The organism is Streptomyces sp. NPDC014727, from assembly GCF_043083485.1.
Taxonomy (GTDB): Bacteria; Actinomycetota; Actinomycetes; order Streptomycetales; family Streptomycetaceae; genus Streptomyces.
In genome coordinates this window covers 255,859-282,066 of sequence record NZ_JBIBYR010000010.1, presented here as the reverse complement: position 1 = coordinate 282,066, position 26,208 = coordinate 255,859, and the positions used below count along the sequence as shown (strand labels likewise).

Sequence of the window (26,208 nt, the reverse complement as noted above, 5' to 3'; positions counted from 1 at the left end):
ATCGACCCCATGACCTACATCGCCAAGGGCGCCGGCGCCGGCCTCTCCAAGATCGGCGACATCACCAAGGGCCTCAAAGGCATCAGCAACATCGAGATCCCCAAACTCCCCGACGGTTCGGTGCAGTTGCCCGACGGTCGTCTCCTGGAGCCCAACGGCAATCTGGTCGCCCCGAACGGCGTGGTCGACACGACTCCGATCCCGCACGACACGGTCCCCCATACATCGGGCCTGCCGTCGTCCTGGCAGATACAGCAGCCGGTGCCGACGGGCGTCCACGCGGGAAGCGGCTTCCCCGACATGGCGCCGCCGCACACCCCCGGCGGCGGCTTCGACCATGTGCCGTACGGTCCGGGCAGCCACGTTCCGGGCGGAGTACCCCACCACGTACCGAACGGGTCGTTCGGCCCCGCCCCGGCACACTTCGACCCGGCGAGCCACGTCCCGGGCAGCGTCGGCAGTCACGTTCCCACCGACCACTTCCCCACCGGCGCCGGCCACGACATCCCCGGTCACACGGCTCCGGGGCACGACCTGCCGCCCACCGGCCCGCACGGGCCGGGCCACGACATGCCCCACGGCAACACGCACACCCCGGCCGCCCCGCACACTCCGGGCCACGACGGACCGGGCACGCACGGGCACGACGGTTCGCACGGTGGCGGCCACGACACCTCGCACGGCGGGCATGCGGACGACGCGTCCGCGCACGCCGACGACGCGACGCACGCCGGTGACCACGGCGGCCACGGCAGCCACGTCGACCCGCACGGCGCCGTCGACGACCTCACACACGGCGCCGACGACGCGACGACGGCCGGCCACCACGGTGGGGACGGGGTGGGGAACGGCAGTCCGGGTGACGGTTTCAAGTACACCCCGCACATCTCCGCCGACGACTTCGACGACCTCACGACGGCCGAGAAGCACCGGGTCGCCGCAGCCGAACTCACCGAGGGCACGGTCCCGTTCGCCGACGACACGGCGGCGATCAAGTACGGCCAGGACTACTGGAACGACTACGTGGACAATCTGGACCCGTCCGCGAAGCAGGCTCTCTGGGACTACACCGGTGAGACGTTCCCGTCCTACCACGACATGAACGGTCATCTGCGCGGCACTCCGGGATTCGGTCCGAAGCCGGAGGTGCTGCACGACATCGCCGAAATGGACAGGGTCATGTCGACGCGTCCTGTGCCCGACGACATCATGGTCGTCCGGGGTACAGGGCTGGGCCACCTCAAGCTGGACTCCCCGCTCGACATGCTGGGCAAGACGTACCCGGACAAGGGCTACACCTCCACGTCTCTCGGCAACCACCCGGTGTCCGGCTTCGCGGGCAAGGAGGCGATCCTGCACCTCCGCGTGCCGAAGGGGACGCCCGCCCTGTGGCTGGAGAAGGTCTCCAAGTTCGACGTGTCAGAGCGGGAGCTGCTCCTGGCCCGCGGTTCCGAGTTCAAGGTGACCCGCGTCTTTATGGAGAATGGCCAGGTCCAGGTCTACGGGGAAGTCCTGCCGCCGAACAAGGGAGTGGTACACGAATGAGCAGCGAGCAGCGGCCCAATCCGCGGCTGAACGAGGATCTGTTGTTCAACGAGGCGCCCGGCGGGCCGCCGCGCTACAGCTCCCAGTCCCACAAGCCCGTCCAGTACCTGACGGTGGCGGACAGGGACGGCGAGGCGATCGGCTACGTATGGGCGAACGACGAGGACGACGCCGCCGGTTGGCTGGTCCGCAAGGCGGGCGGTGACGAGGCGTTCAACAAGGGTGCGAGGTGGGCCCGGAAGCTCCACGACGCGAAGGCCCGGGGTATCGCCCCGACGGCCGCCCTGGCGGAGATGATCAAGGAATCGGACCCTTCGAAGAGCAGCCATGTCGTACCCGGCTCCCTGACCGAGGCGCCGAACGTCGATGTGGTCAGGAGTCTCGCCGCCGCGAGCTGACCATGACGTACGAACCCGAGGCACCGCGCTACCATGCCGAGACCGACAGGCCGGTTCATCACCTCACCGTCGCCAACGCCCGCGGCGAGGCGATGGGCTACCTGTGGGCCAATGACGAGGACGACGCCGCCGGTTGGTGCCTCCGGCCCGCCGGTGACCGGGCCGGTTTCGACGAAGGGCTCAAGTGGTCCGCAAAGCTCAACGCGGCCAAGGCGCGTGGGCTCTTGCCCACAGCCGCGCTCGCCGAGTTGGTCAGCAGCTCGGACCCGAGATGCGTCAGTCATATCGTCCCGGGCTCCCTGACCACGGCCCCGTCCCTGGCCTCGCTCACAGAGCTGGCCCGCGTCGTCACCGAGGCCGACGACCGGCGTCTGCTGGCTCAGCTCGACCGCGAGAACGCCGACGCGTGGCGCGAGTTGAGGAACGCGCTCGCCGCGCTCACGGATGAGGACCGCGCTGTGCGGTGGTCCGAGGGCGGGCAGCAGCCCGACGGCACCTGGCGGATGAGCCACCCGCTCCACAGCGAGCGGCTCCGACGCCTGGTGCGCGCGCTGCCCGCCGTCGGCGCGGTGACGCCCGCGTACCTGTGGCGGGACAATCCGCCGCCGGCCGTGCCCGCCGACGGACGGCTGAGTCCGGCCGACGCGGTGCGCGCGGCCACGGCCGTGGTGCGCGGGGAACGATTCTCCGACGGGACGATCGCCCAGGCAGCGGGAGACGGCCTTCTCGACGCCGTGGCCGAGTCGTTGTGCGCTTGGTACGAGACCGTGGCCGAGGGCTCGTGTGGCGATCCCTGACGCATACGGAATGCCCGTTCGCCGTGCCGGCTCGTGCTGCAACCTGGGCTGTACTGCCCACTCACCGATGCCTTATGTTGCAGGAGTTAATTGGGGGGATTCCCGCGATTCCCGTGCGGTACGCGTCGGCTGAAGCGGAATATGCCGCTCCCGAAAGTGGGCACCGGGGACCGGGAGTGAGCGAGAGCAGCCCGGCCCCGAACCGGCCACCGGTCCTCCGGCCGACGGCCGTTGACGTAGAGACCACGACCGACACCACGTACGACTGAGGCAACGGACGACGAGACGAATGGCACGGGATTACGACAGCCAGCTTCTGGAGTCGGTGGCGGTACGCCGGCGCAGGATGCGGGACGCTCTGTTGTTCGGCGCGCAGCGGGCGCGGCGTACGGCGGACGAGCGGCTCGGGAAGGTGTTCGCGGGGATCGCCATCGCCGCCGTGCTGTGTGCGGGATGTATCGGGTGGTCCTTTGTCCAGAACATGCTGGAGAAGCAGAAGGCCGAGCAGCAGAAGCAGCAGCGCCAGGAGCAGCAGTACCAGCAGCCCGCGAAATCACCACAACCGGAGAAACATGGGGAATCGACGAAGAATCCCCAATAGCTCAATATCTCCGGCCCATTCAGAAAGAGTTCTCTACAAAGGGGCCGGAGAAGACGCTAGTAATATGGGCACGCCAAGCTGCCCGACTCCTCAAACGTCGCGATGATAGGTTCCCGTAAAGTGGTGAGCACAGCAACGACTTCCCGAGCGCAGCTCAGTCGGGTGACCCTGGTCGGCGAACGACGCCGGGCCGATATCGTCCTGCCGTCCGATACGCCGATCGGGCAACTGCTTCCGGACATTCTGCAGTTGCTGGACGACCGGGCCGCAGCGCGTCCGATGACACGGCAGTTGATCACGTCGGACGGCTCCGCGCTGCCGCACGACAGCACACTGTCCTCGGCCGGGATCGCGGACGGTGCCGTACTGCGCCTCGTCCGGGCCCACTCCGCGCCCCCCGCCCCGGTCGTGCACGACGTCACCGATCTGGTGGCCGACGACCTCGATCTGCAGGCCTGGCGCTGGCGTCCCGCCGCGCGGCGGACCAGTGCGGGTGTGGCGTCGGTGGCCTTCGCGGTGGTCGCCGCGCTGCTCGCCCGTCGTGAGTTCGCGCTCGAAACGCTGACCGGCGCCCTCGTGGCCGCGACGGTCGTCCTGCTGGCGGCCGGTGCGTTCTTCGCGAGGGTCGGGCAGGGCAATCGGGGCCTGGCGACCGCGCTCCTGCTCGCCTCCGGCAGCCTCGGCATCGTCACCGCGTGGACCGCCGCCGATGCCTACGACTGGTCGGGAACCGCACGGCTCGCGGCCGTGGCGGGCGCGCTCGTGCTGATGCTGGTCCTGCTCGGCTACTTCTCACCGCTCGGCCGCGGCGGGCTCATCGGCGCCGCCGCGACCACCGCGATCGTCGTGGTGTGGGAGGCAGTTGCCGCCGTCCAGGACAATCTGGCCCGGCTCGGCGCCGTCATGGCCGTCTTCTCCGTGGTGCTGCTCGGGCTGCTTCCCCGGCTCGCACTGGCGGCGTCCGGGCTCACCGCCCTCGACGACCGCCGGTCCGGCGGCGTTTCCGTCAGCCGCCACCAGGTGGGCAACGCGCTGGCGGCCACGCACCGCGGCCTGGCCCTCGCGACGGTGGTCACCGCGGTCTCCGCGGCGGCCGGCGGCTGGCTGCTCACCCTGGCGGACAAGCCGTCCGTGTGGACCGTGGCGCTCCCCTCACTCGTTGCTCTCGTGTTGCTCTCCCGGGCTCGGGCCTTCCCGTTGGTCGCCGAGGTCGTGGCGCTCTTCGCCGCCGCCGCGATCCTGGTCGTGCGCCTCGTCATGCTGTGGACGCAGCACGCCGGGGGTGCCGGGCCGCTCGCCCTGCTGTGCGTGGCCGCGGTGCTGCCGCTGCTCGTCCTGGCGGTGCAGCCGCCCGAGCATGTGCAGGTCCGGCTGCGGCGCATGGCCGATCTGGTCGAATCCATCGGCGTGGTGGGGCTCTTCCCGCTCGCCGTCGGTGTGTTCGGCGTGTACGGACAGCTGCTCAACAAGTTCTGACTCGACGCGCAGGTGCTCCGGGCGGGGCAGCAGGGCGAAAAAGAAGGGCAGACATGCCGAACGAAGACAACTGGCAGGGCGACGTGCTGCGCGCCATGAGGGGCGGTGCCGCCCAGGAGGGCGCGCAGGGCCCCGGCGGGCAGGGGTCCGGCGCGCAGGGCCCCGGCGGGCAGGGGTCCGGTGCCCACGCGCAGGGGCCGGGCGGTCAGCCGTACGCCGCCCCCGCGCCGAACCCCGGCCTCCCCGCGCAGGGCGCCCCCGCCTACGGGACGCCCCAGCAGCAGGTCGGCCACCAGCAACAGCAGCAGGCAGCCGCCCCGTACCCCGGACCGCAGGAACAGCAGCACGCCCAGCAGGCAGCCCCGTATCCCGGCTACCCCGAACAGCACCGGCCACAGCCGCCCCAGCGCCCCGGCCCCACCGAACAGCAGGCAGCGCCCCACCCCGTCGGTCAGCCGCAGCAGGCCCAGGCCGCGTACACCCCCGGCACCCGCCCGCACCGCACGCCCGACTCCCGGCCCGTGGTGGACAAGGGCCTCGCCGCCGTCGGCCGCAAGGCGCGCCATGGCGAGCCCTTCACCGCTCGGGCGGCGCGCGCCCTGCGCGTGAGCGTGTCCTCGTCGGCCGCCCGCGAGGTCGCCCGGACCACCGCCACCGCCGAGATGCTCCAGCAGCCCGTGACGACCGGCCGGCAGATCGCCGTCACCTCGATCCGGGGCGGCGCGGGCAAGTCGACCGTCGCCGCGCTGCTCGGCACCGCGTACGCGCACTACCGCCAGGACCCGGTCCTCTTCGTCGAGGCCGACCCGGCGCTCGGTTCGCTGCCGCTGCGGCTCGGCGCCGAGACGCTGCGCTGGACCACCGGCGACCTGGCCGACATCATCGAGCCCCAGATGTCGCTGATGGACATCACCGGCTATCTCGTGCAGCTCCCCGGCAACGCCTGGCTGCTGCCCGGCAGCCAGGGCCAGATCGGCGCGATGCTGGACAGCAGGGCGTACGAGCGGGTCATGGTCTCGCTGCGCCGGTACTTCGGCGTCACCGTCGTCGACTGCGAGACGCTGCCGGCCGAGGTCGCCCGGGTCGCGCTGTCCGCCGCGCAGGCCCGCGTGCTGGCCGCCCCCGCCACGCTGGAGGGCATCACGAGTACGTACGCGGTGCTGCAGTGGATGCAGTCGCTGCCGCGGCAGGTGATCGCGGGCGCGGTCGTCGTGCTCAGTGAACTCGTGCCGCATTCCGGACTCGACCTCGCCCAGGCCGCCGAGAAGCTCAAGGCCACCGGAGCGGGCGTCCAGGTCCTGCCGTACGACCGGCATCTGGCGGCCGGCGGCGCGATCCGTACCGAACTCCTGGCGCACGCGACCAGGGAGGCCGCCACCCGTCTCGCCGCGGACGTGTTCCGGCTCTCCCAGCAGCACCACTGACCGCCGGTCACCAGCCCCGCCGATTCCCGATGCCGAGCCCGACCCCGAGTGACGGACGACGATGAGTACCCGACTGATCCACCGCCCGGCCAGGACCACCCGGCCGCCGGCCGCCTCCGAGGCACGCACCATCGAGGCCCCGCCGAACCTGCCCGAGGGCAAGTCGGGCAACATCGCGATGTCGCTGTTGCCCGTCGCCGGAGTGATGTCGTCCGTCGTGATGATGACGGTCGTGCGCAACAGTCAGTTCGCCGGGCTCGGCGCGATCATCCTCGTCGTCACCGTCATCGGGTCCGTCGCGCTCGTCTTCTCGCAGCGCGGCAAGGCCCAGCGCACCCGCCGCACCCAGCGCGAGGCCTACCTCGCCTATCTGGAGGACCTGCGCGAGGAGCTCTCCGTCGAGGAACGCGAGCGGGCGGAACGGGCCGATGTCCTCAATCCCCCGCCGCACGCGCTGTACGACATAGTGCGCGACCCGGCGCGGGTGTGGGAGCGCCGCCGTCTCGACGGCGACTTCTTGCGGGTGCGCGTCGGTACCGGCGAGATGCCGGTACGCGATCTGAAGGTCGCCCAGCAGGGCTCGTCGGTCCTCTCCCCGCCCGACACGTTCATGCTCAACGAGGCGTCGGCGCTGATGGACCGCTTCCGTACCGGCACCGAACTGCCGCTCACCGTCCCGCTCGACCGGGTCGGCAACATCAGCGTCATCGGCCCGCGCGAGGACTGTCTGCGCGTCGCGCGCGCCCTGCTCGTCCAGACCGCCGCCACCCACGCCCCCGACGACGTGGCGATGGCCCTCGCCGTGCCCGGCGAACGGCTGGCCGACTGGGAGTGGGCCAAGTGGATACCGCACCTGCTCGACCCTGAGCAGTTCGACGGTCCTGTCGCCGCGCGCCGGATCGCTCCCTCGGCGCCTCAACTCGCCCGTCAGATCGGCCCGGAACTGCGCCGCCGCGCCTCGTACGCGGCCGAGGTGCGGCGCGGTCTGTCCGGCAAGGACGCGCTGTCCATGACGTCCCGGCTGCTCGTCGTCACCGACGGACACGGCGAGGACGCCGTCGACCTGCCGCGCCCGGACGACGCGGTCGGCCTGCGCGAGATGAGCGTCAGTGTGCTGCATCTGCTCGAACACCGGGTGCAGGAGCCCGGACACGTGAGCGTCCGGATCACCGTCGACGGCGACGGGGTGGTGATCGAGGATCTGCGGGAGCAGGAACCGATCAGCGCCCACGGCACCGTGGACGAGGTCAGCATCCCGTTCGCCGAGGGGCTGGCCCGGATGCTGGCGCCGATGCGGCTGTCCGCCGAGTCCCTCGTCGACGCCCCGCTGTCGGGGCCCGTCGACTTCGCGGACCTGCTCGGCATCGACGACGTGGCGCAGCTCGATCTGTCACGTCTGTGGGCGCCGCGCGGCGAACGGGCCTTCCTGCGCGTGCCGATCGGCATCAGCGACTCCCACCAGCCGGTGCTCCTCGACCTGAAGGAGTCCTCCGAGCTGGGCATGGGCCCGCACGGGCTGTGCGTCGGCGCCACGGGTTCCGGCAAGTCGGAGCTGCTGCGCACCCTCGTCCTGGCCCTGGTGGCCACGCACCCGCCGGAGGATCTCGCCCTGGTCCTCGTCGACTACAAGGGCGGTGCGACCTTCGCGCCGTTCGCCGACCTGCCGCACGTGGCCGGTGTCATCACCAACCTGGAGAACCAGGCGGGCCTCGTCGAGCGGGTGCACGCCTCGCTCGCCGGTGAGGTCAAGCGCCGCCAGCAGGTCCTGAAGGACGCGGGCAATGTCGCCGACATCGGTGACTACGCGGCGCTGCGCGCGGAGCGGCGGCCCGATCTGGACCCGCTGCCGCATCTGTTCGTCGTCATCGACGAGTTCGGTGAACTCCTCACCGCCAAGCCGGACTTCATCGACCTCTTCCTGTCGATCGGGCGCATCGGGCGCTCCATCGGAGTGCATCTGCTGCTGTCCAGCCAGCGCATCGAGGGCGGCAAGCTCAAGGGCCTGGACACCTATCTCTCGTACCGGCTCGGTCTGCGCACTTTCTCCGCCGACGAGTCCCGTACGGTCCTGGACACCACGGATGCCTTCCATCTGCCGCCGTTGCCCGGGTTCGGCTATCTGAAGGTCGACACCAGCCACTACGAGCGCTTCAAGGCGAGCTATGTCTCGGGCGCGTACCGGGGTCCGGTGGAGCGTACGGAGGAGGCCGAGTCGGGTCCGCTCGCCCTTGAGTACGAGGCCTACAACACCCTGGCCGAGCCGGAGAGCACGGGCGAGGAGCCCAAGGTGCGGCGCCGGGAGACCGGGCCGACCGAGATGGGCGTCATCGTCGATCAGCTGCGCGACGCGGCCGGTCCGGTGCGCCGTATCTGGCTGCCTCCGCTGCCCGAAGCCATCGCCCTGGACAAGGTCGCGGGTCCGCTGGAGGTGGGCCCGCGCGGAATGCAGCTCGCCAAGCGGCGGGGCCCGCTCCAGGTGCCGCTCGGGCTGCTGGACGACCCGACCAAGCAGTGGCAGGGCCAGTGGTACCTGGACCTGACGGTGGCGGGCGGTCACGCCGCGATCATCGGCGGACCGCAGTCCGGCAAGACCACGCTCCTGCGCACGCTCGCCCTCTCGATCTCGCTGACCCACACCCCTCAGGAGGTCGGCGTCTACGGCCTCGATCTGGTCGGTGGCGGTCTCCAGGCCGTGTCGGGCCTGCCGCACGTGGGCGGGGTGGCCGGCCGGGCGGACCGGGAGCGCGCGGCCCGTACCGTCGAGGAGGTACGGGGCATGCTCGCGATCCGCGAGGAGCTGTTCCGCGAGCACAGCATCGACTCCGTGGAGCAGTTGCGTTCCCTGCACGCCGCGGGCCGGCTGCCGCAACTGGCGTCGGCCGAGATCGTGCTCGTCATCGACGGGTTCGGCGCGCTGCGCGACGACTTCGACGAGCTGGACGACGCCGTGGTCGACATCCTCAAGCGCGGTGGCGGCTACGGCATCCATGTCGTCGCGGGGATGCTCCGCTGGAACGACGTGCGCATCGCCACCCAGTCGAACTTCGGCACCCGGGTCGAGCTGCGGCTGAACGACCCCAGCGAGTCCAGCATCGACCGCAAGCTCGCCCAGACCCTGTCGCCGGACGAGCCGGGCCGCATCCTCACCGACGGCAAGCTCTTCGCGCAGGTCGCGCTGGCGCGTACGGACGGGCTGTCCGACACCTCGGACCTGGGCGCCGTCCTGGAGCACACGGCCCGCACGGTCCGTGCCACCTGGAGCGGAGAGGTCGCCCAGCCGGTACGGATCCTGCCGCACGTGCTGGAGCCGCATCTGCTGCCGGGCCCGGTCGCCGAGCCCCGGCGGGTGCCGATCGGGCTGGACCAGACGGCGCTTGCACCCGCCATGCTCGACCTGTTCCAGCACGACCAGCATCTGCTGATCATGGGCGACAGCGAGTGCGGCAAGACGAACCTGCTGAAGACCATCGCCGGTGGACTCATCGAGCGCTACGGCGAGGAGGAGCTGGTCTTCGCCGTCATGGACCCGCGGCGTGGTCTGCGCGGTGCGATTCCGGAGGAGTTCCGGGGCGGTTACGCGTACAACCCCAAGATGTGTGCCGGCCTCGCCGCCGGTATCGCCACCGAGCTGGAGAAGCGGCTGCCCGACGACCGGGCGGACACCGAGGACCTGGAGCCGGGCAGTTGGGGCAGCGGTCCGCGGATCGTGATCCTCGTCGACGACTACGACGTGCTGACCACCGCGGGACAGGCGCCGCTCGACCCGTTCCTGCCGTACATCCCGTCCGCGGTCGACATCGGGCTCCACTTCGTCCTGACGCGCCGGGTCGCGGGCGCGTCGCGCGGCATGTACGACCCGCTGGTGCTGGGGCTGCGCGAGTCGGGCTCCTCGGCGCTCCTGATGGCGGGCGACCGCAGCGAGGGCCAGCTGTTCCCCGGTGTGTACGCCGCGCAGCAGCCGGCGGGCCGCGGTGTGTTCATCCAGAGGGGCCGGCCCCACCGCCTGATCCAGACCGTGTACACCGCCGAGTGACGCACCGGGGAGCCGTCCCGTACCCGCGGGGCGCGCCCCGCAGCGCATTCGCACCCCGGACCAAGAAGGAACGGCCGACCACATGACCAAGGACGTCATCGCCCTCACCCCGCGCATGCCCGACCCGTTGACCGTGCTCGCGGGTCTGCTCTCGGGCGGCCCCGACAAGCTGGTGGGGACGGCGGGCGAGGATGCCGTCGTGCAGCTCTGCGACGAGCAGGGCCGTCCGCTCGTCTCCGTCGAGGCACCGTTGCTGGTGCAGGTCGCGGGCGAGGCCGAGCGGCTGCTCGGGGCCACCGCTCCCCCGGTCCCGTTCTGGTGGACGGAGGCCCGTGCCACCACCGGTGTCGAGGAGGCCGAGCTGCTCGCGGGGACCTTCGCGGCCCGGATCGCCACGCTGGCCGGGGGTTCCGCCTGGCCGCCGGAGGCCGCGCGTTCCCTCGCCGTGGTGAAGACCGACGGCGTGAGTGTGGCGCCCACGCCCGCCGCCGCGCAGCCCGCCGTGGACGCCCTCACCGACAAGGTGGCCGTCGTCATCCAGGACCGTCCGGTGATCGCTATGACGGCCTGGCTCTCGGACGCGTTCCGGGCCGCCACCAACGCCGAACTGGGCCTCCAGATCGTCACCTCGCCGGGGGTCACGCTCTCGCCCGCCGTACGCAACAGTCTGAGCGGCTGGCCGTCGCGCTGGGTGGTGCAGGACGAGAAGGACGGATACTACGACGGGCTGTCCGGTGCCGTACTGCGGTGGCAGAACGGTCTGTTCTCGCCGGTCGAGGCGGCCGACCCGGTGCCCGGGGACCCGCGTACTCCGGTGGCCGCCGCCTACCGGGAGGTCGCGAACACCGGCGAGCGTCAGCTGGCCGTCTCGTTCCGCACGGTCCACCCCGCTGACGACCGGCTGGTGCTCGGCGGGGCCCTGGAGTCGGTGTGGCGCGAGCTGACCGGCGAGGCTCCGGCCGGCTGGGGCACCGCGGAGCCCGCCAACCTGCCCTGGTCGCTGCGCCGGCTGACCGATGTCGCCTATGAGCGGGCGCCCGAGCCCACCTGGCTCGTGGTGGTCGGCTCCCCGGACCGGCCGGGCCTGGCGACGGTCCGCATCAGCCGTACGAAGGGCGGTGTGGAGGAGGACGTCACGCTGGCGTTCGGCTACGGACCCGACGAGGAGCCGCCGCTGGACGCCCTGCCCCGGGCCGCGGAGGTTCTCGCCACCCGTCATCACCTGCAGTCGATGCTCATCCAGCTCCGCAAGGCCCGCCGCGACCTGGCCGTTCCGCCGCGCTTCGAGGGGCCCGGTGTCCCGCTGGCCTTCGTGCTCGGCGCGGAGGAGGTCCGCGAGATGCCCGGCGACCGTGCCCGGCGCACTCCGCTGTCCGAGCCACCGGTCCAGCTCGGCCCGAGTTCCCGTCCGTCGCTGTACTACCCGCTGCCGGGCGACCCGTCGGACTTGTCGGGGTGGCAGGACTTCGAGCGGCTGATGCGGCATCTGAAGGGCGCCTGAGCCTGCCGTGAAGCCGCCCCGGGCAGGGGGAATCACCGACCTGCCCGGGGCGCTGCGGGGCTGCACCGGAACGGCGCGAAATCGATGATTTTCGCGGCCGTCCGCGCGGTCGGCGCGTTGATCGTCTCACGTGGCCGCCGACTGCTCGGAGAGGTTCATGCCTCCCTGGCGACCACGCAATTTCGGTCACACATGGCTTCCCTCCCTCCGCCACTCAGGGTTGACTGGAAGTCGCGCATGGTGATGCCACCGTCCTCGCCAAGGGCGTTTGCCATCGCGGGCCTGCGGGCCCGGCCCCGATGCCCCGACCCCGGCGGAGGAGAGTGAGCAGGGATGACCGCCTCGACTCGTGCGGTGAGCCTCCGGCCGGGATCGGTCGGGAGCGGTCGGGAAAGGGTGGTCCGTCTCCCCGTGCGTCATGGCTTCGACGCGTGCATTCGATCAGATCGACGTTCGTATCGTTCATCCGCATCGTTTCGACGAGGGGCATCAATGAGCCGGATCGCGCTGCCAGAGTTTCATATGCCGTTCCTGAGCGCCGGGTGCAATCCAGGAATCGAGGAGACGAGGAAGGCCGCCTGGGAATGGGCCGAAACCAATGGCCTCACGCTCTCTCCGGTGGCCCGCAAGAAGATGGTCCGGACAAGGCCCGAACTCTGGATATCCCTCATATTCCCCACCGCTTCGCAGCAGCATCTCGATCTCTTCTGCCAGTGGCTCTTCTGGGCCTTCCTCGTCGACGACGAGTTCGACGACGGACCCGCCGGGCGGGATCCGCGCATGTGCGAGGCGGCGATCGACCGACTGGTGGCCGTGCTGGACGGCGCACCGCCGCGCGGCGCCATGGAGCACGCACTCGCGGGACTGCGGGCCCGGACGTACCCGGACCGCTCGACGCGCTGGATCCGGCAGTTCCGGCGGGACACGGTCGCCTGGCTGTGGACCTACTACGCGGAGGCCGTGGAACGGGCCGCCGGGCAGGTGCCGACCAGGGCCGAATTCGTGAAGCACCGCCGGGATTCGGTGGCCATGCAGCCCTTCCTGGACCTGCATGAGATCACCGCCGGAATCGATCTCCCGGAATCTGCCCGCAGCCTTCCCGCGTATATCGCCCTGCGCAGCTCCGTGACCGATCATTCGGGGCTCTGCAACGATATCTGCTCCTTCGAGAAGGAGGCACTGCTCGGGTACGAGCACAATGCGGTACGCCTCATTCAGCGCGACCACGGATTAACTCTCCAGGAGGCCGTCGACGAGGCCGCGACGCAGCTCGCGGAGATAGCGGAACGGGTCCGCCGTGCCGAGCAGGAACTGATCGAGGAAATAGAGGCGGCCGGGATCCACGGCCCGACCCGGGCCGCGCTGGAGCGGTGCGTGCAGGACTACCGCGGCCTGGTCAGGGGCGACTTCGACTACCACGCCCGCGCGGAGCGCTACACCCGCCCCGACCTGGTGGAGGTCGACCGACGGGAGTCGCTGTCACGGTTCTTCGCGGCCTGAGAGCAGCGGCGGCGCTCGCGGCTGGACCGGTCCGACGCGGCCGGCCGTTGCGCCGTGACCGGAGACGGCGGGGCGACGGCCCCGGCCCGCGGGCCGGGGTCCTCCCGGCCGTCAGCCCTTGTTCTGCGCCGCCCAGAACTCGTCGAACGTGAGCAGCCCGTCGCCGTTGGCGTCGTGCGAGTTGATGACGGCCTGGGCCACCGGCTCGGTGACGTACGGGTCGCCGAGCTGAGCCATCACGCTCTTGTACTCGGCGGCCGATATGAGCCCGTCGCCGTTCAGGTCGAACCTCTCGAATGCCTTGCGCGCCGACTCGATGTCCGCCACAGTTCCGCCCCTTCGTGATGCCTCACCAATGCCTGGCCGGGATCCGACCAGTGTCTGACTGACGGGGGTCAGATTATCGGGCCCGGCGGATGGCGGTCGCGGCGGCCGGTCGTCGATCATGAGTGGGTCGCCCGCCGCCCGGCGGGACACGACACGGCCGGGGAGCGGGACTCTGATGGACGACACACTGGTACGGATCCTGACCGATGCGGCGCACGGACGGTTTCCGCCTCCGGACGGGTCCACGACGGTGGTGGGGCAGCCCGACGCACGGGACGCGGGCGTGCTGGCGTTCACCGCGCACTCGGTGGTGTTCACCGACGAGGATCCCGGGTGGGTGCGGGACGTCCTGGCCGCCACCCCCGGCGACGAGCTCGCCGCGACGATGAATCCGTACTTCCTGAGCGCACTGCTGGCCCGGACCGGCCGGCACATGAACACCATCGATCTGCTCACGGTCGCGGACGCGCTGCCGGGCGAGCCGGAGATCGCGCTGCGGGAGATCGCGGACCAGGAGCATCCGCGGGTGGCACGGGCGATGAAGTACCGCGACGAGGTGCGGGTCTGGTCCGCCGACGGCGGTGTGGTGATCCTCGGCCGGGGCGTCGCGGGACGCTGGGAGACGGCGATCGAGGTGGCCGAGGAAGCGCGCGGCCGAGGCCTGGGCGAGCGGCTGGCGCGTGCGGCCCGGCATCTGGTGCCGGACTCGGTGGTGTGGGCTCAGCAGTCGCCGGGGAACGCCCGCAGTGTGCGGACGTTCCAGGCGGCGGGCTACCGGCCGGTGGGCTCGGAGGCCCTGTGGGTCGCGGGGTGAGGGTCCAGCGGATCAGCTGCGCCACGGCTTGTAGTGCGGGTTGTCGACGCACTTGTTCATGATCTCGGTCTTGGTCGCCTGGTCGATGGGGCATGCCCCGACGATGAACGTGCGGTCGACGCCGCCGGGGAAGGCGACCTCCACCTGGTCGGCGTACTTGTGGGTGTCACCGATCGTCTTGTTCACATCGATGCCGCCGGGAGCGTCGATGTAGTAGTTGAACTCGCTCTTCCAGCGCTTGTACAGGTCGTGGTCGTACGTGGTGGAGACGAACGGCGAGGGCTGGTTGACCAGGACGTACTTCTCCAGGTCGTACTGGCCGTAGACGATGGCCCTGGCGTGGAAGCCCTCGTCGAAGATGGCCTGCGGGCCCCGGCCGTCCGCCCGGTAGAGCTGGCGGCAGTCGTCCCGCCAGGAGGGGCGCGGGGTGATGCGGCGGATGTCCACCGGGTCGGCGGCAGCGAAGAGATGGTCCGCGACGACCGGGCAGCCACCGGGCTTGAACGCGACGGCCGCGGGAGCGGCGGCGGGGGCGGCCTCGGTGGCGGCGGCCGGGACGAGTACGGCGCAGAGAGCGACAACGGCGACTGCGGCCCGACGTCGCAGACGAGAAGTGATCATCATGACGGTCACTGTCTCGGCAGTGCGGTGCCGGGCCGTGGAACGTCACCCGAAGGCGAGCGTGTCAGGCGGAGTGTTGACGTCGGGCGGTCAGCGGAAGACGCCGGTGTGGCCCAGCGAGTACCGGCCCGGCTGCGGGTAGACGGCGAGTCCGTGCGGGCCGCTGCCCACCGGGATCCGGGCCAGCTGTTTGCCGGTGGAGGTGTCGATCGCGTACACCTCGGAGTTGTAACGGCCGCTCAGCCAGAGGACCTTGCCATCCGTCGAGACCCCGCCCATGTCCGGGCTGCCGCCGTGCGGCAGGCGCCACTTCTTCACCAGCTTGCGCTGGGCGAAGTCGAAGACGGAGATGGTGCCCTCGCCCCGGTTGGAGATGTACATCTCCTTGGAGTCGCGGCTGACGTAGAGGCCGTGGGCGCCCTTGCCGGTGGGCAGCAGCTTCGGGGTGGTGAACTTCTTCCCGTCCAGGATCCACACCCCGTTCGCGACCATGTCCGCGATGTAGAACGTACCGCCGTCGGGTGACAGCTTCACGTCCTGCGGCATCGCGCCGCCGAACGGCAGCTTCTGCTGGGCGACGACCTTCATCTTCGCCGTGTCGACCTTGAGGAGTTCGCCGGAGAACTCGCAGGAGACGATGAAGTAGCGGCCGTCCGTCGAGAAGTCGGCGTGGTTGACTCCCGCGCACTTGACCGGGACGGCCTTGACGGTCTTCATGGTGTGGGCGTCGCGGAAGACCAGTTGGCGATCCATCGAGGCCATCACCACGGCGTACTTGCCGTCCGGGGTGAAGTAGAGGTTGTACGGGTCGGAGACGGGTACCGTGCGGCCCTTCTTCCCGGTGGCGGGATCGATGGCCGTGAGGCTGTCACCGAGGTCGTTGTTGACCCAGAGGGTCTTCAGGTCCCAGGACGGGACGACGTGCTGCGGCTGGCGGCCGACCTTGATGGTCTTGATGACCTTGTACGTCGCGGGGTCGATCACCGACACCGTGTCGGAGTTGGTGTTGGGGACGTACACCCGGGACGGGAAGCCCTTGACCACCGGGGAGAGCTTCCCCGGCCGGTCGGCCGCGTAGACGTCCTTGACGTCGAGAACCGGCGGCATGCCGGGCAGCCCCGGCGGTGCGGGCGGGGTGAGTCCCTCCGACTTGACGGGCGGTACGGCGGCCTCGCTGCCGACGGCCTCGACGTTCCCCTTCTCGGCCGGGGAGCCACAACCGGTGAGTACCGCGAGGAGGACGCCGCCGAGCAGGGCCGCGGTGTGCTTGGTGGAGGTAGACATCAGGTCAGCAGCTCCGTGGTCGTCACCGCGCGCAGTCGGCGGCGGTCGATTTCGGTGAGGAGGAGAGGCAGGGCGGCGACCGTGTCCGCGTAGCCGAAGTGCAGGCTCACCACCGATCCGTTACGGATCTCCCCGGCCACCTTGCGGGTGACGGCCGCGGCGCCGGGAGAGGTGAAGTCGAGGGAGTCCACGTCGTACGAGAGGACGTGCGGGTAGCCCGCAGCGGCGGCGAGCCGCTGGACGAGCGGGGTGGCGTACCTGGCGCGCGAGGGCCGGAACCAGGTGCCGATGGAGCCGGTGAGCCGGCGCAGCCGCTGGGCGCAGCCGGTGATCTCCGCGTACGCCTCGGTCTCGCCCATCGAGGAGATGTCGGCATGGTGCTGGGTGTGGTTGCCGAGGTCGTGCCCGCCGTCGAGGATGCGGCGGGCCATCTCGGGGTGCTCGTCGAGCCAGCTGCCGACGGCGAGGACGGTGATCCGGGCGTGGGCCCGTTCGGCCTCGGCGAGCACGGTCCGGGCGATGGCGGGGTCGCCCTGGCCGTGGAAGGTGAGGGCGACGCGGGCGCGGTCGCGGGGGCCGTGGTCGATCTGGGCCGGCTGTCCGGGGAGGCGGCGCGGGGCGGGCGCGGGGTGCGGGGTGGGATGCCCGGTGGGCGTGGTGGCGGAGCGCTGCGGGCTCGCGGCGGTCGAGGCGTTCCCGGCCGACATGGTGGAGTCGCCGTGGTCCGCGCATCCGGCAGTGAGAACACCGGCGAGGGCGGCCCCCGCTCCGGCGCGCAGGGCGCTGCGGCGGTGCACCGGTCTGTCGGAGGCGTTCATGTGCAGAACAGTAGGCACGAAATGGTCGGAAGATAATATTAAAGACTTACAGGTGGCACGAATGAATCATTCGCCGAATCCCATAAATATTCATGCTTTTCCAGGCAAGTGACCCATCACACCTATGATTCACCTGAAATACGCCCAACATTGTCCACCAATGCCCTGTTTGCACCTTTGGCGGCGAGGTCGCCCATCTGCCATAGTCGGTCACACGACCGCACCGACCCGAGCCCGGTCGTCACAAGCGGCCGTGAACACACCCCCCATTTCACGGCCCCCACACAGCAGCCCCCGAAGCGCCCCACCACGGCGGACCGGGGGCTTCTGTGCATCCGGAACGGGGCCGCCGGGGTCAGCGGTCGGAGATCCGCATCTCGAACCACGTGGTCTTGCCGCGCGGCAGCAGATCCACTCCCCACCGGTCCGAGAGCTTGTCGACGAGGAACAGTCCGCGCCCACTGACATCCATCGCCTGGACGGGCATCAGGCAGGGCAGCCCGCGCGAGGGGTCGCGCACCTCGATCCTGATCCAGCCGCGCCGCCGCAGCATCCGCAGCCCGAAGACCCGGGCGCCGGTGTGCCGCACGGCGTTGCCGACGAGCTCCGAGACGAGCAGCACGGCGTACTCGGCGGTCTGCGCAGAGAGCGCCCACTGACGCAGCACCACGCACGAGGTGAGCCGCCGGGCGGTGGCCGCGGACTCCGGGCGGGACGGCAGCCGGACCTCTCCTTCCGCCGGATTCCCGAACAACTCCAGCGCCTTGAACGCCTGTTCGTCCTCGATGGTCGGCATCCACCGCGCCGCTGTCGCGCCGCTGCGCGGTCGCGGCTGCTCCACACCCTCAAGGCCCGCCATGCACACCATCATGGCCGCAGGGCGGGCGCCCCGGGGCCGTTCCGAGGGAATCCGCACCCCGGAATACGTCATTCCGCAAGGTCGATCGGCATATGTCAGTGACAGAATGCCACCCCTCATACCCCTGTTGACCTGCACGGATACCCCGTCCAGGCGACTTTGCCAGTCTCTTCGGACAGCCGGACCTCAAGGTTCCCTTGAGGTCCGGCTGATCCGCCCGCACGGATGAACCCGCGTCAACCTGTACCCAACTGGCGTTCGTTCAGAGGAATTTGGCCTTGCCCGGCCCCTCTTCCACAAAGCTGCGCATTCCGCGCTCCCGGTCCTCGGTGGCGAACAGACCCGCGAACCAGTTCCGCTCGATCGTGAGCCCCGTGTCGATGTCCGTCTCCAGCCCCGCGTCGACGGATTCCTTGGCGGCGCGCAGCGCGAGGGCCGGCCCCTTCGCCAGCCCGGCGGCCCAGGCGTGCGCCCGCTCATACACCTCGGCGGCGGGCACCACGCGGTCCACCAGACCGATCGACAGAGCCTCCTCGGCCTTCACATGACGACCGGTGAAGATCAGGTCCTTGGCCCGGGAGGGGCCGATCAACCGGGCGAGGCGCTGGGTGCCGCCCGCGCCGGGGATCAGCCCGAGCAGGATCTCCGGCTGGCCCAGCCGGGCGTTGTCGGCGGCGATCCTGAAGTCGGCGCAGAGCGCCAGCTCGCAGCCGCCGCCCAGCGCGTAGCCGGTGACTGCGGCGACGACGGGCTTGGGGATCCGGGCCACCGCGGTGAAGGAGTCCTGCAGCGCCTTGGACCGTACGACCATCGCCGTGTGGTCCATGGCCTGCATCTCCTTGATGTCCGCGCCCGCCGCGAACACCTTCTCGCCGCCGTAGAGGACCACGGCGCGGACGTCGTCGCGCCGGGTGGACTCCTCGGCGAGTTCACGCAGCCGGTCCTGGGTGGCGACGTCCAGGGCGTTCATGGGAGGGCGGTCCAGCAGGATCGTGCCGACGCCGTCGCGTACTTCGAGGGTTACGGTCATGAGAGGCAGGTTAACCGGGGCTCATGCGAGCGGGCCCGGTGCTGTCGGTCACAGCACCGGGCCCGCTCGTGTTCCGTACGACGAGAGCTACTTGGTCCACTCCGCCCAGGACATGTTCCAGCCGTTGAGGCCGTTGTCCGGCTGGATCGTCCGGTCCTTCGAGTTCTTCACGACCACGACGTCGCCGATGAGCGAGTTGTCGAAGAACCAGGCCGCCGGGGTCGTCTTGCTCCACGCGCCGCGCACGTCCTGCAGACCGACACAGCCGTGGCTGGTGTTGGCCGAGCCGAAGACACCGGAGCCGCCCCAGTAGTTGCCGTGGATGAAGGTCCCCGAGGTGGACAGGCGCATCGCGTGCGGCACGTCCTTGATGTCGTACTCGCCGCCGAAGCCCACCGTGTCACCGTTCATCCGGGTCACCTTGAGCTTCTCGCTGATGACCATCTGACCGTTGTACGTGGTGGTCGCGGGGGCGCCCGCCGAGATCGGGATGTCCTTGATCTGCTTGCCGTCGCGGACGACCTTCATCCGGTGCGTGCTCGCGTCGACGCTGCTGACCTGGCTGCGGCCGATGGTGAAGGAGATCGACTTGGCCTGCTTGCCGTAGACACCGGGGCGTCCCTCGACGCCGTCGAGGTTGAGCTTCACGGTCACCTTGGTACCGGCGGCCCAGTACGCCTCGGGGCGGAAGTCGAGCCGGTCGTTGCCGAACCAGTGGCCCTCGATCGGAACGGACGGCTCGGCCGTTACCTTGATGGCCTTCTCGACCGCGGCCGGGTCGGTGATGCCCCGGGTGAAGTGGATGGAGACGGGCATGCCCACACCGACCGTGGAGCCGTCCTCCGGGGTGTACTGCCCGATGAAGGTGTTCTGCGGGACCAGCGTCGTGAAGCTGGTGTCCTTCGCCGACTCACGGCCCTTCGCGTCCTTGGCGACCGCGTGGACGCTGTACTTGGTCGCGGCGGCCAGATGCTGGTCCGGCGTCCAGCTCGCACCGTCCGCCGCGATCTTCCCCTCCACCGCGGCGCCCTTGGGGTCGGCGACCTTGACCGTGGTCAGCTTTCCCTGCGCGGCCGAGATCTTCAGCGCCCCGCTGGTGGCGACGGAGTCCGCCCCGTCCTTCGGCGCGACGGTCACCACGGCCTGCGAGGCCGTGGTGTCCTCGGCCTTTCCGCCCTTGCCCGCGTCACCGGCGTCTCCCCCGCCGCACGCGGTCACCAGGAACAGCAGCGCACCCAGTGCCAGAGCCAGCGTTCCGGTGGCTCCTCGCCCGCGCCGCCCGCTGTTCGCCCCGGCCGATGTCCCCGATATCGGCTGCCCGTTCAATGTGCTCGTCTCCCCTCACACGGCCCGGCCCCGCCAAGGCCCTGGGAACCCACAGGTTCCCGCCCCCGCGCGCTGCACATGCGCGCTCAGCGAAAGATAATCACACCGAACCGGCGGAGTTGACCCCGCGGATGTCACCGTTCAGTCCCAAGTTGTCCAGGACTTCACCAGGTGACACGGGGTACGGCGTACCGCGGGGCCGGCCGGGGGTCCGTCCTCGACCGCCGGACGGGCCCCGGCCGCTCTGACGGCGCCTCAGCGCAGGGCGGAGCCGGCTTTCCACCGGGCCCAGCTCAGGTTCCAGCCTCCGAGCCCGTTGTCCGGTGCGACCTGCTTGTCCTTGGAGTTGACGACCTCGACCACGTCGCCGACGAGTGTCCGGTCGAAGAACCAGCCGGCCGGGGTGTCGTCGCCGCCGCCCTGCACGTCGCGCAGCCCGACGCAGCCGTGGCTGACGTTGGCCGAGCCGAAGACGTCCTCCTCCGACCAGTAGTTGCCGTGCAGGAAGGTGCCGGAGTCGGTGAGCCGGAGGGCGTGCGGGACGTCCTTGATGTCGTACTCGCCACCGAAGCCGACGGTCCGGCCGTCCATCCGGGTCACGTCGTACATCTCGCTGACCACCATCTTGCCGTTGTACGTCTCCATGCCCGGGTAGCCCGCCGTGATCGGGACCGTCGACAGGAGCCGGCCGTCGCGGCGCACCTCCATGCTGTGGGCGGCCGCGTCCACCCGGGAGATCTGGGAACGGCCCACCTCGAAGGAGACCGTCTTGTCCTGCGAGCCGTAGACGTGCGGCGCGCCCTCCACATCGCGCAGCCCCACCTTGACGGTTACCTCGGTGCCCGGCACCCAGTAGGCGGCGGGGCGGAAGTCGAGGCGGCTGTCGCCGAACCAGTGCCCCACCACCTCGACCGCCGGATCCGCGCTCACCCGGATGGCGCGCTGCACGGCCGCACGATTCCTGACCGGGCGGTTGAAGTTGAACGAAACGATCATTCCGGTGCCGACCGTGGACCGGTTCTCCGGTGTGAAGTAGCCCGATGAAGCGGTGCTCGGGGACGACCGTGGTGAAGGTGGTGTGGCGGGCCGAGCGGTGTCCGGCGCCGTCCAGGGCGACCGCGTCGACACGGTACTTGGCGGCGAGTCCGAGCCGGCCCGGCTTCTCCCGGGGCGTCCAGGAGCGGCCGTCGTGCGCGATCCGGCCCGGTACCTCCTGGCTCTGCGCATCCTCGATCCGCGTCACCCTGACGCTCTCCAGCCGCCCGTCGGGGACCTCCACCTCCATCCGGTCGTCGGGGCCGACGTTGCTGGCCCCGTCCTCCGGGACGATCCGGATCGCGTCCTGCGGGGAGCGCGCCTTCCCTCCGAAGACGGTTCCGGTGCCGGTGCAGCCGGTCAGCAGAGCCAGCACGACGAGCAGTCCTGCCCAAGTCGGCACGGTGGCCGCGTTCGCCACCGCCCTCTTCGCTACGTGGTTCACGTCCCCCCAACGACGGGGGCCGGTCGGGGGAAACGTGAGTGCGGGCGCGCGTGTGGGCAGAACAAGGGGGAGGACCACACTCGGGGAGCCGCGGCCGGGACGCCGTGCGCTCCTCTTCGGTGCGGATCCCCACGAGCCGCGGGAGGCGAGCAGGTGTCGAGCGCAGCCGAGCAGGAAGCAGTGCAGGAGACGGAGACGGCGCCCGTGCGGGAGCGCGCGCGAGGGGCCGTGACGGGGCGTCCGCCCACCGTGTGGCCCGGCGCGCCGACACCGCTCGGCGCCCGCTTCCGGGTCGGCCCCGACGGCGTGGCGGGCACCAATTTCGCGCTCTGGGCGGGCGGCGCGGAGGCCGTCGAGCTGTGCCTCTTCGACGAGGAGGGAAACGAGACGCGCCTTGCGCTGACCGAGCTGACCCATGAGATCCGGCACGGATTCGTGCCGGGCGTACGGCCGGGCCGACGGTACGGCTACCGGGTGCACGGCCGCTGGGACCCCTGGACCGGTGCCCGGTGGAACGCGGCGAAACTGCTCCTCGATCCGTACGCCCGCGCCGTGGACGGCTCGTTCACCCTCCCGGCCGAGGTGTACGGCCATGTGAGGGACTGGCCTCACCAGCAGGTCGCGGACACCGTGCGCGACGAACGGGACTCCGCCCCGTACGTGCCGAAGGGCGTCGTCGTCCACGACGACGACGACTGGGCCGAGGACCGCCGCCCCAAGACCCCGTGGGCGGACTCCGTCATCTACGAGCTCCATGTGCGCGGCTTCACCATGCTGCACCCAGAAATCCCGGAGGAACTGCGGGGCACCTACGCCGGTCTCGCCCATCCGGCCGCGCTCGACCATCTGCTCCGGCTCGGCGTGACGGCGGTGGAACTGCTGCCGGTGCATCAGTTCGCCCACGAGGACCACCTGCTCAGGCGCGGCCTGCACAACTACTGGGGCTACAACTCCATCGGCTACTTCGCCCCGCACGCCGACTACTCGGCCAGCGGGACCGCCGGCCAGCAGGTCGGCGAGTTCAAGCGGATGGTGCGGGCCCTGCACGACGCCGGGATCGAGGTGATCCTCGACGTGGTCTACAACCACACCGCGGAGGCGAGCGAACTGGGCCCGATGCTGTCACTGCGCGGCATCGACAACCGTGGCTACTACCGCCTCCAGCCCGACGCCCGCAGATACGCGGACTACACCGGCTGCGGCAACACCCTGCACGTGGTCCAGCCGCACGTCCTGCGGCTGATCACCGACTCGCTGCGCTACTGGGTCACGGAGATGGGCGTCGACGGATTCCGCTTCGATCTGGCGGCGGCGCTGGCCCGTTCGATGCACGACGTGGACATGCTCTCCCCGTTCCTCGCGGTGATCGCCCAGGACCCGGTGCTGCGCCGGGTGAAGCTGATCGCCGAGCCGTGGGACGTCGGCAACGGCGGCTACCAGGTGGGCGCCTTCCCCCCGCTGTGGACCGAGTGGAACGACCACTACCGCGACGCCGTACGGGACTTCTGGCGCGGCGCCCTGCCCGACGTACGGGATCTCGGCTACCGGCTGACCGGATCCAGTGATCTGTACGCCTGGGGCGGCCGGCGCCCGTACGCCTCGGTCAATTTCATCACCGCGCACGACGGCTTCACCCTGCGCGATCTGGTCAGCTACGAACAGAAGCACAACGAGGCCAACGGCGAGGGCAACCGGGACGGCACCTCGGACAACCGGTCCTGGAACTGCGGAGCCGAGGGCGAGAGCGAGGACCCCGGTGTCAACGCGCTGCGCCGCCGCCAGCTGCGCAATCTGCTCACCACTCTGCTGCTGTCCACCGGGGTGCCGATGCTGGTCGCGGGCGACGAGATGGGCCGTACCCAGGGCGGCAACAACAACGCCTACTGCCAGGACAACGAGGTCGGCTGGGTGGACTGGTCGCTGCTCGAACGGCCCGAGTGGCGGGCGCTGACCGAGCTGACCTCACGGGTGCTCACCCTGCGCCACAGCCACCCGGTGCTGCGCCGCCGCGCCTTCTTCTCCGGGCGGGCGCAGGCGGCGGACGGGCTGCGGGACCTGGCGTGGTTCACCCGGCAGGGCGCGGAGATGACGGAGGAGGACTGGTACGCCCCGGCGGCCACGCTCGGGCTCTATCTCTCCGGGCGCGACATCCCCGGCAGGGACGCGCGCGGCGAACCGGTCACGGACGACAGCTTTCTGGCGATCCTGCACGCGGACCACCGGCCGAGCGGCTTCGTGCTCCCCGGGCCGCCCTGGGCGCAGAGCTACGAACTCGTCCTGGACACCTCGCGGGAGGACCAGGAGGCGGCCCCCGGCACAGTCCACCCCGGCGGCGGGACGCTGACCGTGCCGGAGAGATCGGTGCTGCTGCTGCGGGTCAGGGAGTGAACGGCGGGGCGCGGGCGTCAGCCGAGGATGCCGCGGTCGTAGCCGATCGCGACGGCGGCGGCCCGGTCCTTGGCGCCCAGCTTGGCGAAGATGTGGGTGAGGTGGGTCTTCACCGTGGCCTCGCTGATGAACAGCTCGGCGGCTATCGCCCGGTTCGAGGTGCCCTTCGCGACGAGTGCCAGCACCTCGCGCTCACGGGCCGACAGCGCGTCGTTGTCCGGGGCCGCCGGCGTGCGCACCCGTGAGACGAGGCGGGAGGCGATGGCGGGCGAGAGGACGGTGCGGCCGTCCGCGGCGGCCCGGACGGCGTTGAACAACTCGTCGCGCGGGGCGTCCTTGAGCAGATAGCCGGTGGCACCGGCCTCGATCGCGGGCAGGGTGTCGGAGTCGGTGTCGTACGTGGTGAGGACGAGCACCTTGGACCGGTCACCGCGCCGGGTCAGTTCGGAGATGGCGGCCACTCCGCCGCCGCCCGGCATCCGCAGGTCCATCAGGACGACATCGGGGTCGAGCCGGGCCACGAGATCGACCCCCTCCACCCCGTTCGACGCCTCCCCGAGGACCCGGAACCCCGGGGCCGAATCGAACATGCCGCGCAGACCGTCCCGTACGACGGGGTGGTCGTCGACGACGACGAGCGTGATGACGCGTGCGGGTTCCTCAGCCATGACAGGCCAACCGTACTGGTCATCGGCTGTCCTGAACCAGCGGCACCCGGGCGCAGACCGCCGTGCCGCGGCCCGGCTCCGTCTCCACCTCGACGATGCCCGCGACGCGTTCGGCGCGGGCCCGCATGCCGCCGAGCCCGAAACCCCCCGCGCCGCTGTACGGCGGCAGGGCGGCCGGGTCGAAGCCGCGGCCGTCGTCCCGTACGTCCAGGGTGAGTTCGTCGCCCATGAAGGACAGGGTGATGCCGACCCGTGAGGCCCGTGCGTGGCGGCCGGTGTTGGCGAGGGCCTCCTCGGCGATGCGGAGCAAAGTGGCGGCTATCTCGTCGTGGACCGGCTCGACGGTCCCGGTGACGGTGAACTCGGCCCGGATCCCCTGGCGCTCCCCCCAGCCGGTGACCGTCTTCTTCAGCGCGCCCGGAAGGTCGTCGTGCTCCAGGGCGGCGGGGACCAGATCGTGGACCGAGCGGCGCGCCTCGCCCAGGCTGTGCCGGGCGAGCGCGGCGGCGCGGTCGAGGTGCTGCCGGGCCAGTGCCGGGTCGGTGTCGGCGACCGAGGTCACCACCTGGAGCTGGGCGATGATGCCGGTCAGACCCTGGGCGAGGGTGTCGTGGATCTCGGCGGCGAGCCGGCGCCGCTCGTCCGCGACACCTGCCTCGCGGGCCTGGAGGAGGAGTTGGGCGTGCAGACCCGCGTTCTCCGCGAGGGCCTGTTCGAGGCGGGCGTTGGCCGTCTCCAGTTCGGCGATGGTGTCGACCTGGGTACGCGCGTGCTCGGCCTCCTGGGCGCCGATCTGGGCGAACACCATGGTGAGGGTTGCGTGCAGGGCGAAGAGGAGGCCGAAGGCGATCCAGTTCACGAGGGCGGCCGACGGGAGGCCACTGCCGGACTGCGAGCCGGCCATGATGACGGCGGTGGCCAGCAGCCCGGCGCGCATGGCCCGTTGCGGAAGCAGCCTGCCGGCGTCGAAGTAGCCGAGCACCGCGAAGATGGAGAAGAACGGGTTGCACCAGGTCAGTCCGAAGGCGAGTGACGTGCGGGCGACGAAGTAGAACTGCGCCGTCCGCGACGGCGGGGTGACCGCCGTCCCGTACCGTCCCCACCAGAACTGGAGGACGAGTGCCACCGGAACCAGCGCCGCGGCGGCGTACACGTTGGAGCGGGACATGATGAGGTCGGCGGACACGGCAGAGGCCGCGCCGGCCAGGCCGAGCAGGCCGTACGGCCCGTACCGGAAGAACCGTTCCCACCACTGCGCGGCCGTCGTCGCTCTGGTCGCGCCCGCCTGAGCCGTGTCCCCCGCGTTCATGGGGGGATT

General features: G+C 70.7%; 20 protein-coding genes and 1 pseudogene. 11 read left to right on the top strand and 10 right to left on the bottom strand.

What is annotated here, in order from left to right:
* The 9 genes from ACF1B9_RS18635 to ACF1B9_RS18595 all read left to right on the top strand — a co-directional run.
* The coding region (locus ACF1B9_RS18635; protein ID WP_391746611.1) for an ADP-ribosyltransferase at positions 1 to 1,545 on the top strand (1,545 nt) is incomplete at its 5' end.
* A complete protein-coding gene (locus ACF1B9_RS18630) occupies positions 1,542 to 1,943 on the top strand; it encodes a hypothetical protein (protein WP_391746610.1) in 402 nt (133 codons plus the stop codon). The genes ACF1B9_RS18635 and ACF1B9_RS18630, both read left to right, overlap by 4 nt.
* Before the next feature lie 2 nt (positions 1,944 to 1,945).
* Positions 1,946 to 2,740, top strand: coding sequence for a DUF6508 domain-containing protein (locus tag ACF1B9_RS18625; protein WP_391746609.1), 795 nt, complete (start codon positions 1,946 to 1,948; stop codon positions 2,738 to 2,740).
* A gap of 289 nt (positions 2,741 to 3,029) precedes the next feature.
* On the top strand, positions 3,030 to 3,341 hold the full coding sequence (locus ACF1B9_RS18620) for a hypothetical protein (protein WP_391746608.1): 312 nt from the start codon (positions 3,030 to 3,032) through the stop codon (positions 3,339 to 3,341).
* Positions 3,342 to 3,443: 102 nt separating this feature from the next.
* The gene (eccD, locus tag ACF1B9_RS18615; RefSeq protein WP_391746607.1) at positions 3,444 to 4,817 is read left to right on the top strand and encodes a type VII secretion integral membrane protein EccD; all 1,374 of its coding nucleotides are present in this window, start codon (positions 3,444 to 3,446) and stop codon (positions 4,815 to 4,817) included.
* 53 nt (positions 4,818 to 4,870) lie between these two features.
* Positions 4,871 to 6,241 (top strand): MinD/ParA family protein, encoded by a 1,371-nt coding sequence (locus tag ACF1B9_RS18610; protein ID WP_391746606.1) that lies wholly within the window; start codon positions 4,871 to 4,873, stop codon positions 6,239 to 6,241.
* 61 nt (positions 6,242 to 6,302) lie between these two features.
* Positions 6,303 to 10,274: a type VII secretion protein EccCa gene (gene eccCa / locus ACF1B9_RS18605; protein ID WP_391746605.1), complete on the top strand. Its 3,972-nt coding sequence runs from the start codon at positions 6,303 to 6,305 to the stop codon at positions 10,272 to 10,274.
* An 82-nt stretch (positions 10,275 to 10,356) separates the two neighbouring features.
* Positions 10,357 to 11,775 (top strand): DUF6177 family protein, encoded by a 1,419-nt coding sequence (locus ACF1B9_RS18600; RefSeq protein WP_391746604.1) that lies wholly within the window; start codon positions 10,357 to 10,359, stop codon positions 11,773 to 11,775.
* A 522-nt stretch (positions 11,776 to 12,297) separates the two neighbouring features.
* On the top strand, positions 12,298 to 13,275 hold the full coding sequence (locus tag ACF1B9_RS18595; RefSeq protein WP_391746614.1) for a terpene synthase family protein: 978 nt from the start codon (positions 12,298 to 12,300) through the stop codon (positions 13,273 to 13,275).
* Between the two features lie 111 nt (positions 13,276 to 13,386).
* Here ACF1B9_RS18595 and ACF1B9_RS18590 read toward each other — a convergent pair whose 3' ends face one another.
* A complete protein-coding gene (locus tag ACF1B9_RS18590) occupies positions 13,387 to 13,602 on the bottom strand; it encodes an EF-hand domain-containing protein (RefSeq protein ID WP_123461777.1) in 216 nt (71 codons plus the stop codon).
* A 175-nt stretch (positions 13,603 to 13,777) separates the two neighbouring features.
* Here ACF1B9_RS18590 and ACF1B9_RS18585 point away from each other — a divergent pair, with 175 nt between their 5' ends.
* Positions 13,778 to 14,416, top strand: a complete 639-nt coding sequence (locus ACF1B9_RS18585; protein WP_391746603.1) for a GNAT family N-acetyltransferase — start codon at positions 13,778 to 13,780, stop codon at positions 14,414 to 14,416.
* Positions 14,417 to 14,428: 12 nt separating this feature from the next.
* Here the strand turns inward: ACF1B9_RS18585 and ACF1B9_RS18580 are convergent, their stop codons facing one another.
* The 7 genes and pseudogenes from ACF1B9_RS18580 to ACF1B9_RS18550 all read right to left on the bottom strand — a co-directional run bounded on the left by ACF1B9_RS18580 (position 14,429) and on the right by ACF1B9_RS18550 (position 21,834).
* Positions 14,429 to 15,037 carry an ADP-ribosyltransferase gene (locus tag ACF1B9_RS18580; protein ID WP_391746613.1) on the bottom strand — a complete coding sequence of 203 codons (609 nt, stop codon included), beginning with the start codon at positions 15,035 to 15,037 and terminating at the stop codon, positions 14,429 to 14,431.
* Positions 15,038 to 15,127: 90 nt separating this feature from the next.
* Positions 15,128 to 16,321: a hypothetical protein gene (locus ACF1B9_RS18575; RefSeq protein WP_391746602.1), complete on the bottom strand. Its 1,194-nt coding sequence runs from the start codon at positions 16,319 to 16,321 to the stop codon at positions 15,128 to 15,130.
* Complete coding sequence (locus ACF1B9_RS18570; RefSeq protein ID WP_391746601.1) at positions 16,321 to 17,139, bottom strand: polysaccharide deacetylase family protein; 819 nt, start codon at positions 17,137 to 17,139, stop codon at positions 16,321 to 16,323. The genes ACF1B9_RS18575 and ACF1B9_RS18570 overlap by 1 nt, the downstream gene beginning before the upstream one ends.
* Positions 17,140 to 17,494: 355 nt before the next feature.
* Positions 17,495 to 18,010, bottom strand: coding sequence for an ATP-binding protein (locus ACF1B9_RS18565; protein WP_376284499.1), 516 nt, complete (start codon positions 18,008 to 18,010; stop codon positions 17,495 to 17,497).
* Between the two features lie 250 nt (positions 18,011 to 18,260).
* Positions 18,261 to 19,028 carry an enoyl-CoA hydratase/isomerase family protein gene (locus ACF1B9_RS18560; RefSeq protein WP_391746600.1) on the bottom strand — a complete coding sequence of 256 codons (768 nt, stop codon included), beginning with the start codon at positions 19,026 to 19,028 and terminating at the stop codon, positions 18,261 to 18,263.
* Positions 19,029 to 19,115: 87 nt separating this feature from the next.
* The gene (locus ACF1B9_RS18555; protein WP_391746599.1) at positions 19,116 to 20,354 is read right to left on the bottom strand and encodes an Ig-like domain-containing protein; all 1,239 of its coding nucleotides are present in this window, start codon (positions 20,352 to 20,354) and stop codon (positions 19,116 to 19,118) included.
* 255 nt (positions 20,355 to 20,609) lie between these two features.
* A pseudogene (locus ACF1B9_RS18550) lies at positions 20,610 to 21,834 on the bottom strand (Ig-like domain-containing protein).
* A 153-nt stretch (positions 21,835 to 21,987) separates the two neighbouring features.
* Between ACF1B9_RS18550 and glgX the strand changes: the two are divergent.
* Positions 21,988 to 24,222 carry a glycogen debranching protein GlgX gene (gene glgX / locus ACF1B9_RS18545; RefSeq protein WP_391746598.1) on the top strand — a complete coding sequence of 745 codons (2,235 nt, stop codon included), beginning with the start codon at positions 21,988 to 21,990 and terminating at the stop codon, positions 24,220 to 24,222.
* 17 nt (positions 24,223 to 24,239) lie between these two features.
* Here the strand turns inward: glgX and ACF1B9_RS18540 are convergent, their stop codons facing one another.
* Together ACF1B9_RS18540 and ACF1B9_RS18535 are read right to left on the bottom strand one after the other, a co-directional pair.
* Entirely contained in the window at positions 24,240 to 24,890 is a 651-nt protein-coding gene (locus tag ACF1B9_RS18540) for a response regulator (protein ID WP_391746597.1), read from the bottom strand.
* Between the two features lie 19 nt (positions 24,891 to 24,909).
* Entirely contained in the window at positions 24,910 to 26,199 is a 1,290-nt protein-coding gene (locus tag ACF1B9_RS18535) for a sensor histidine kinase (RefSeq protein ID WP_391746596.1), read from the bottom strand.
* Positions 26,200 to 26,208 lie beyond the last annotated feature (9 nt).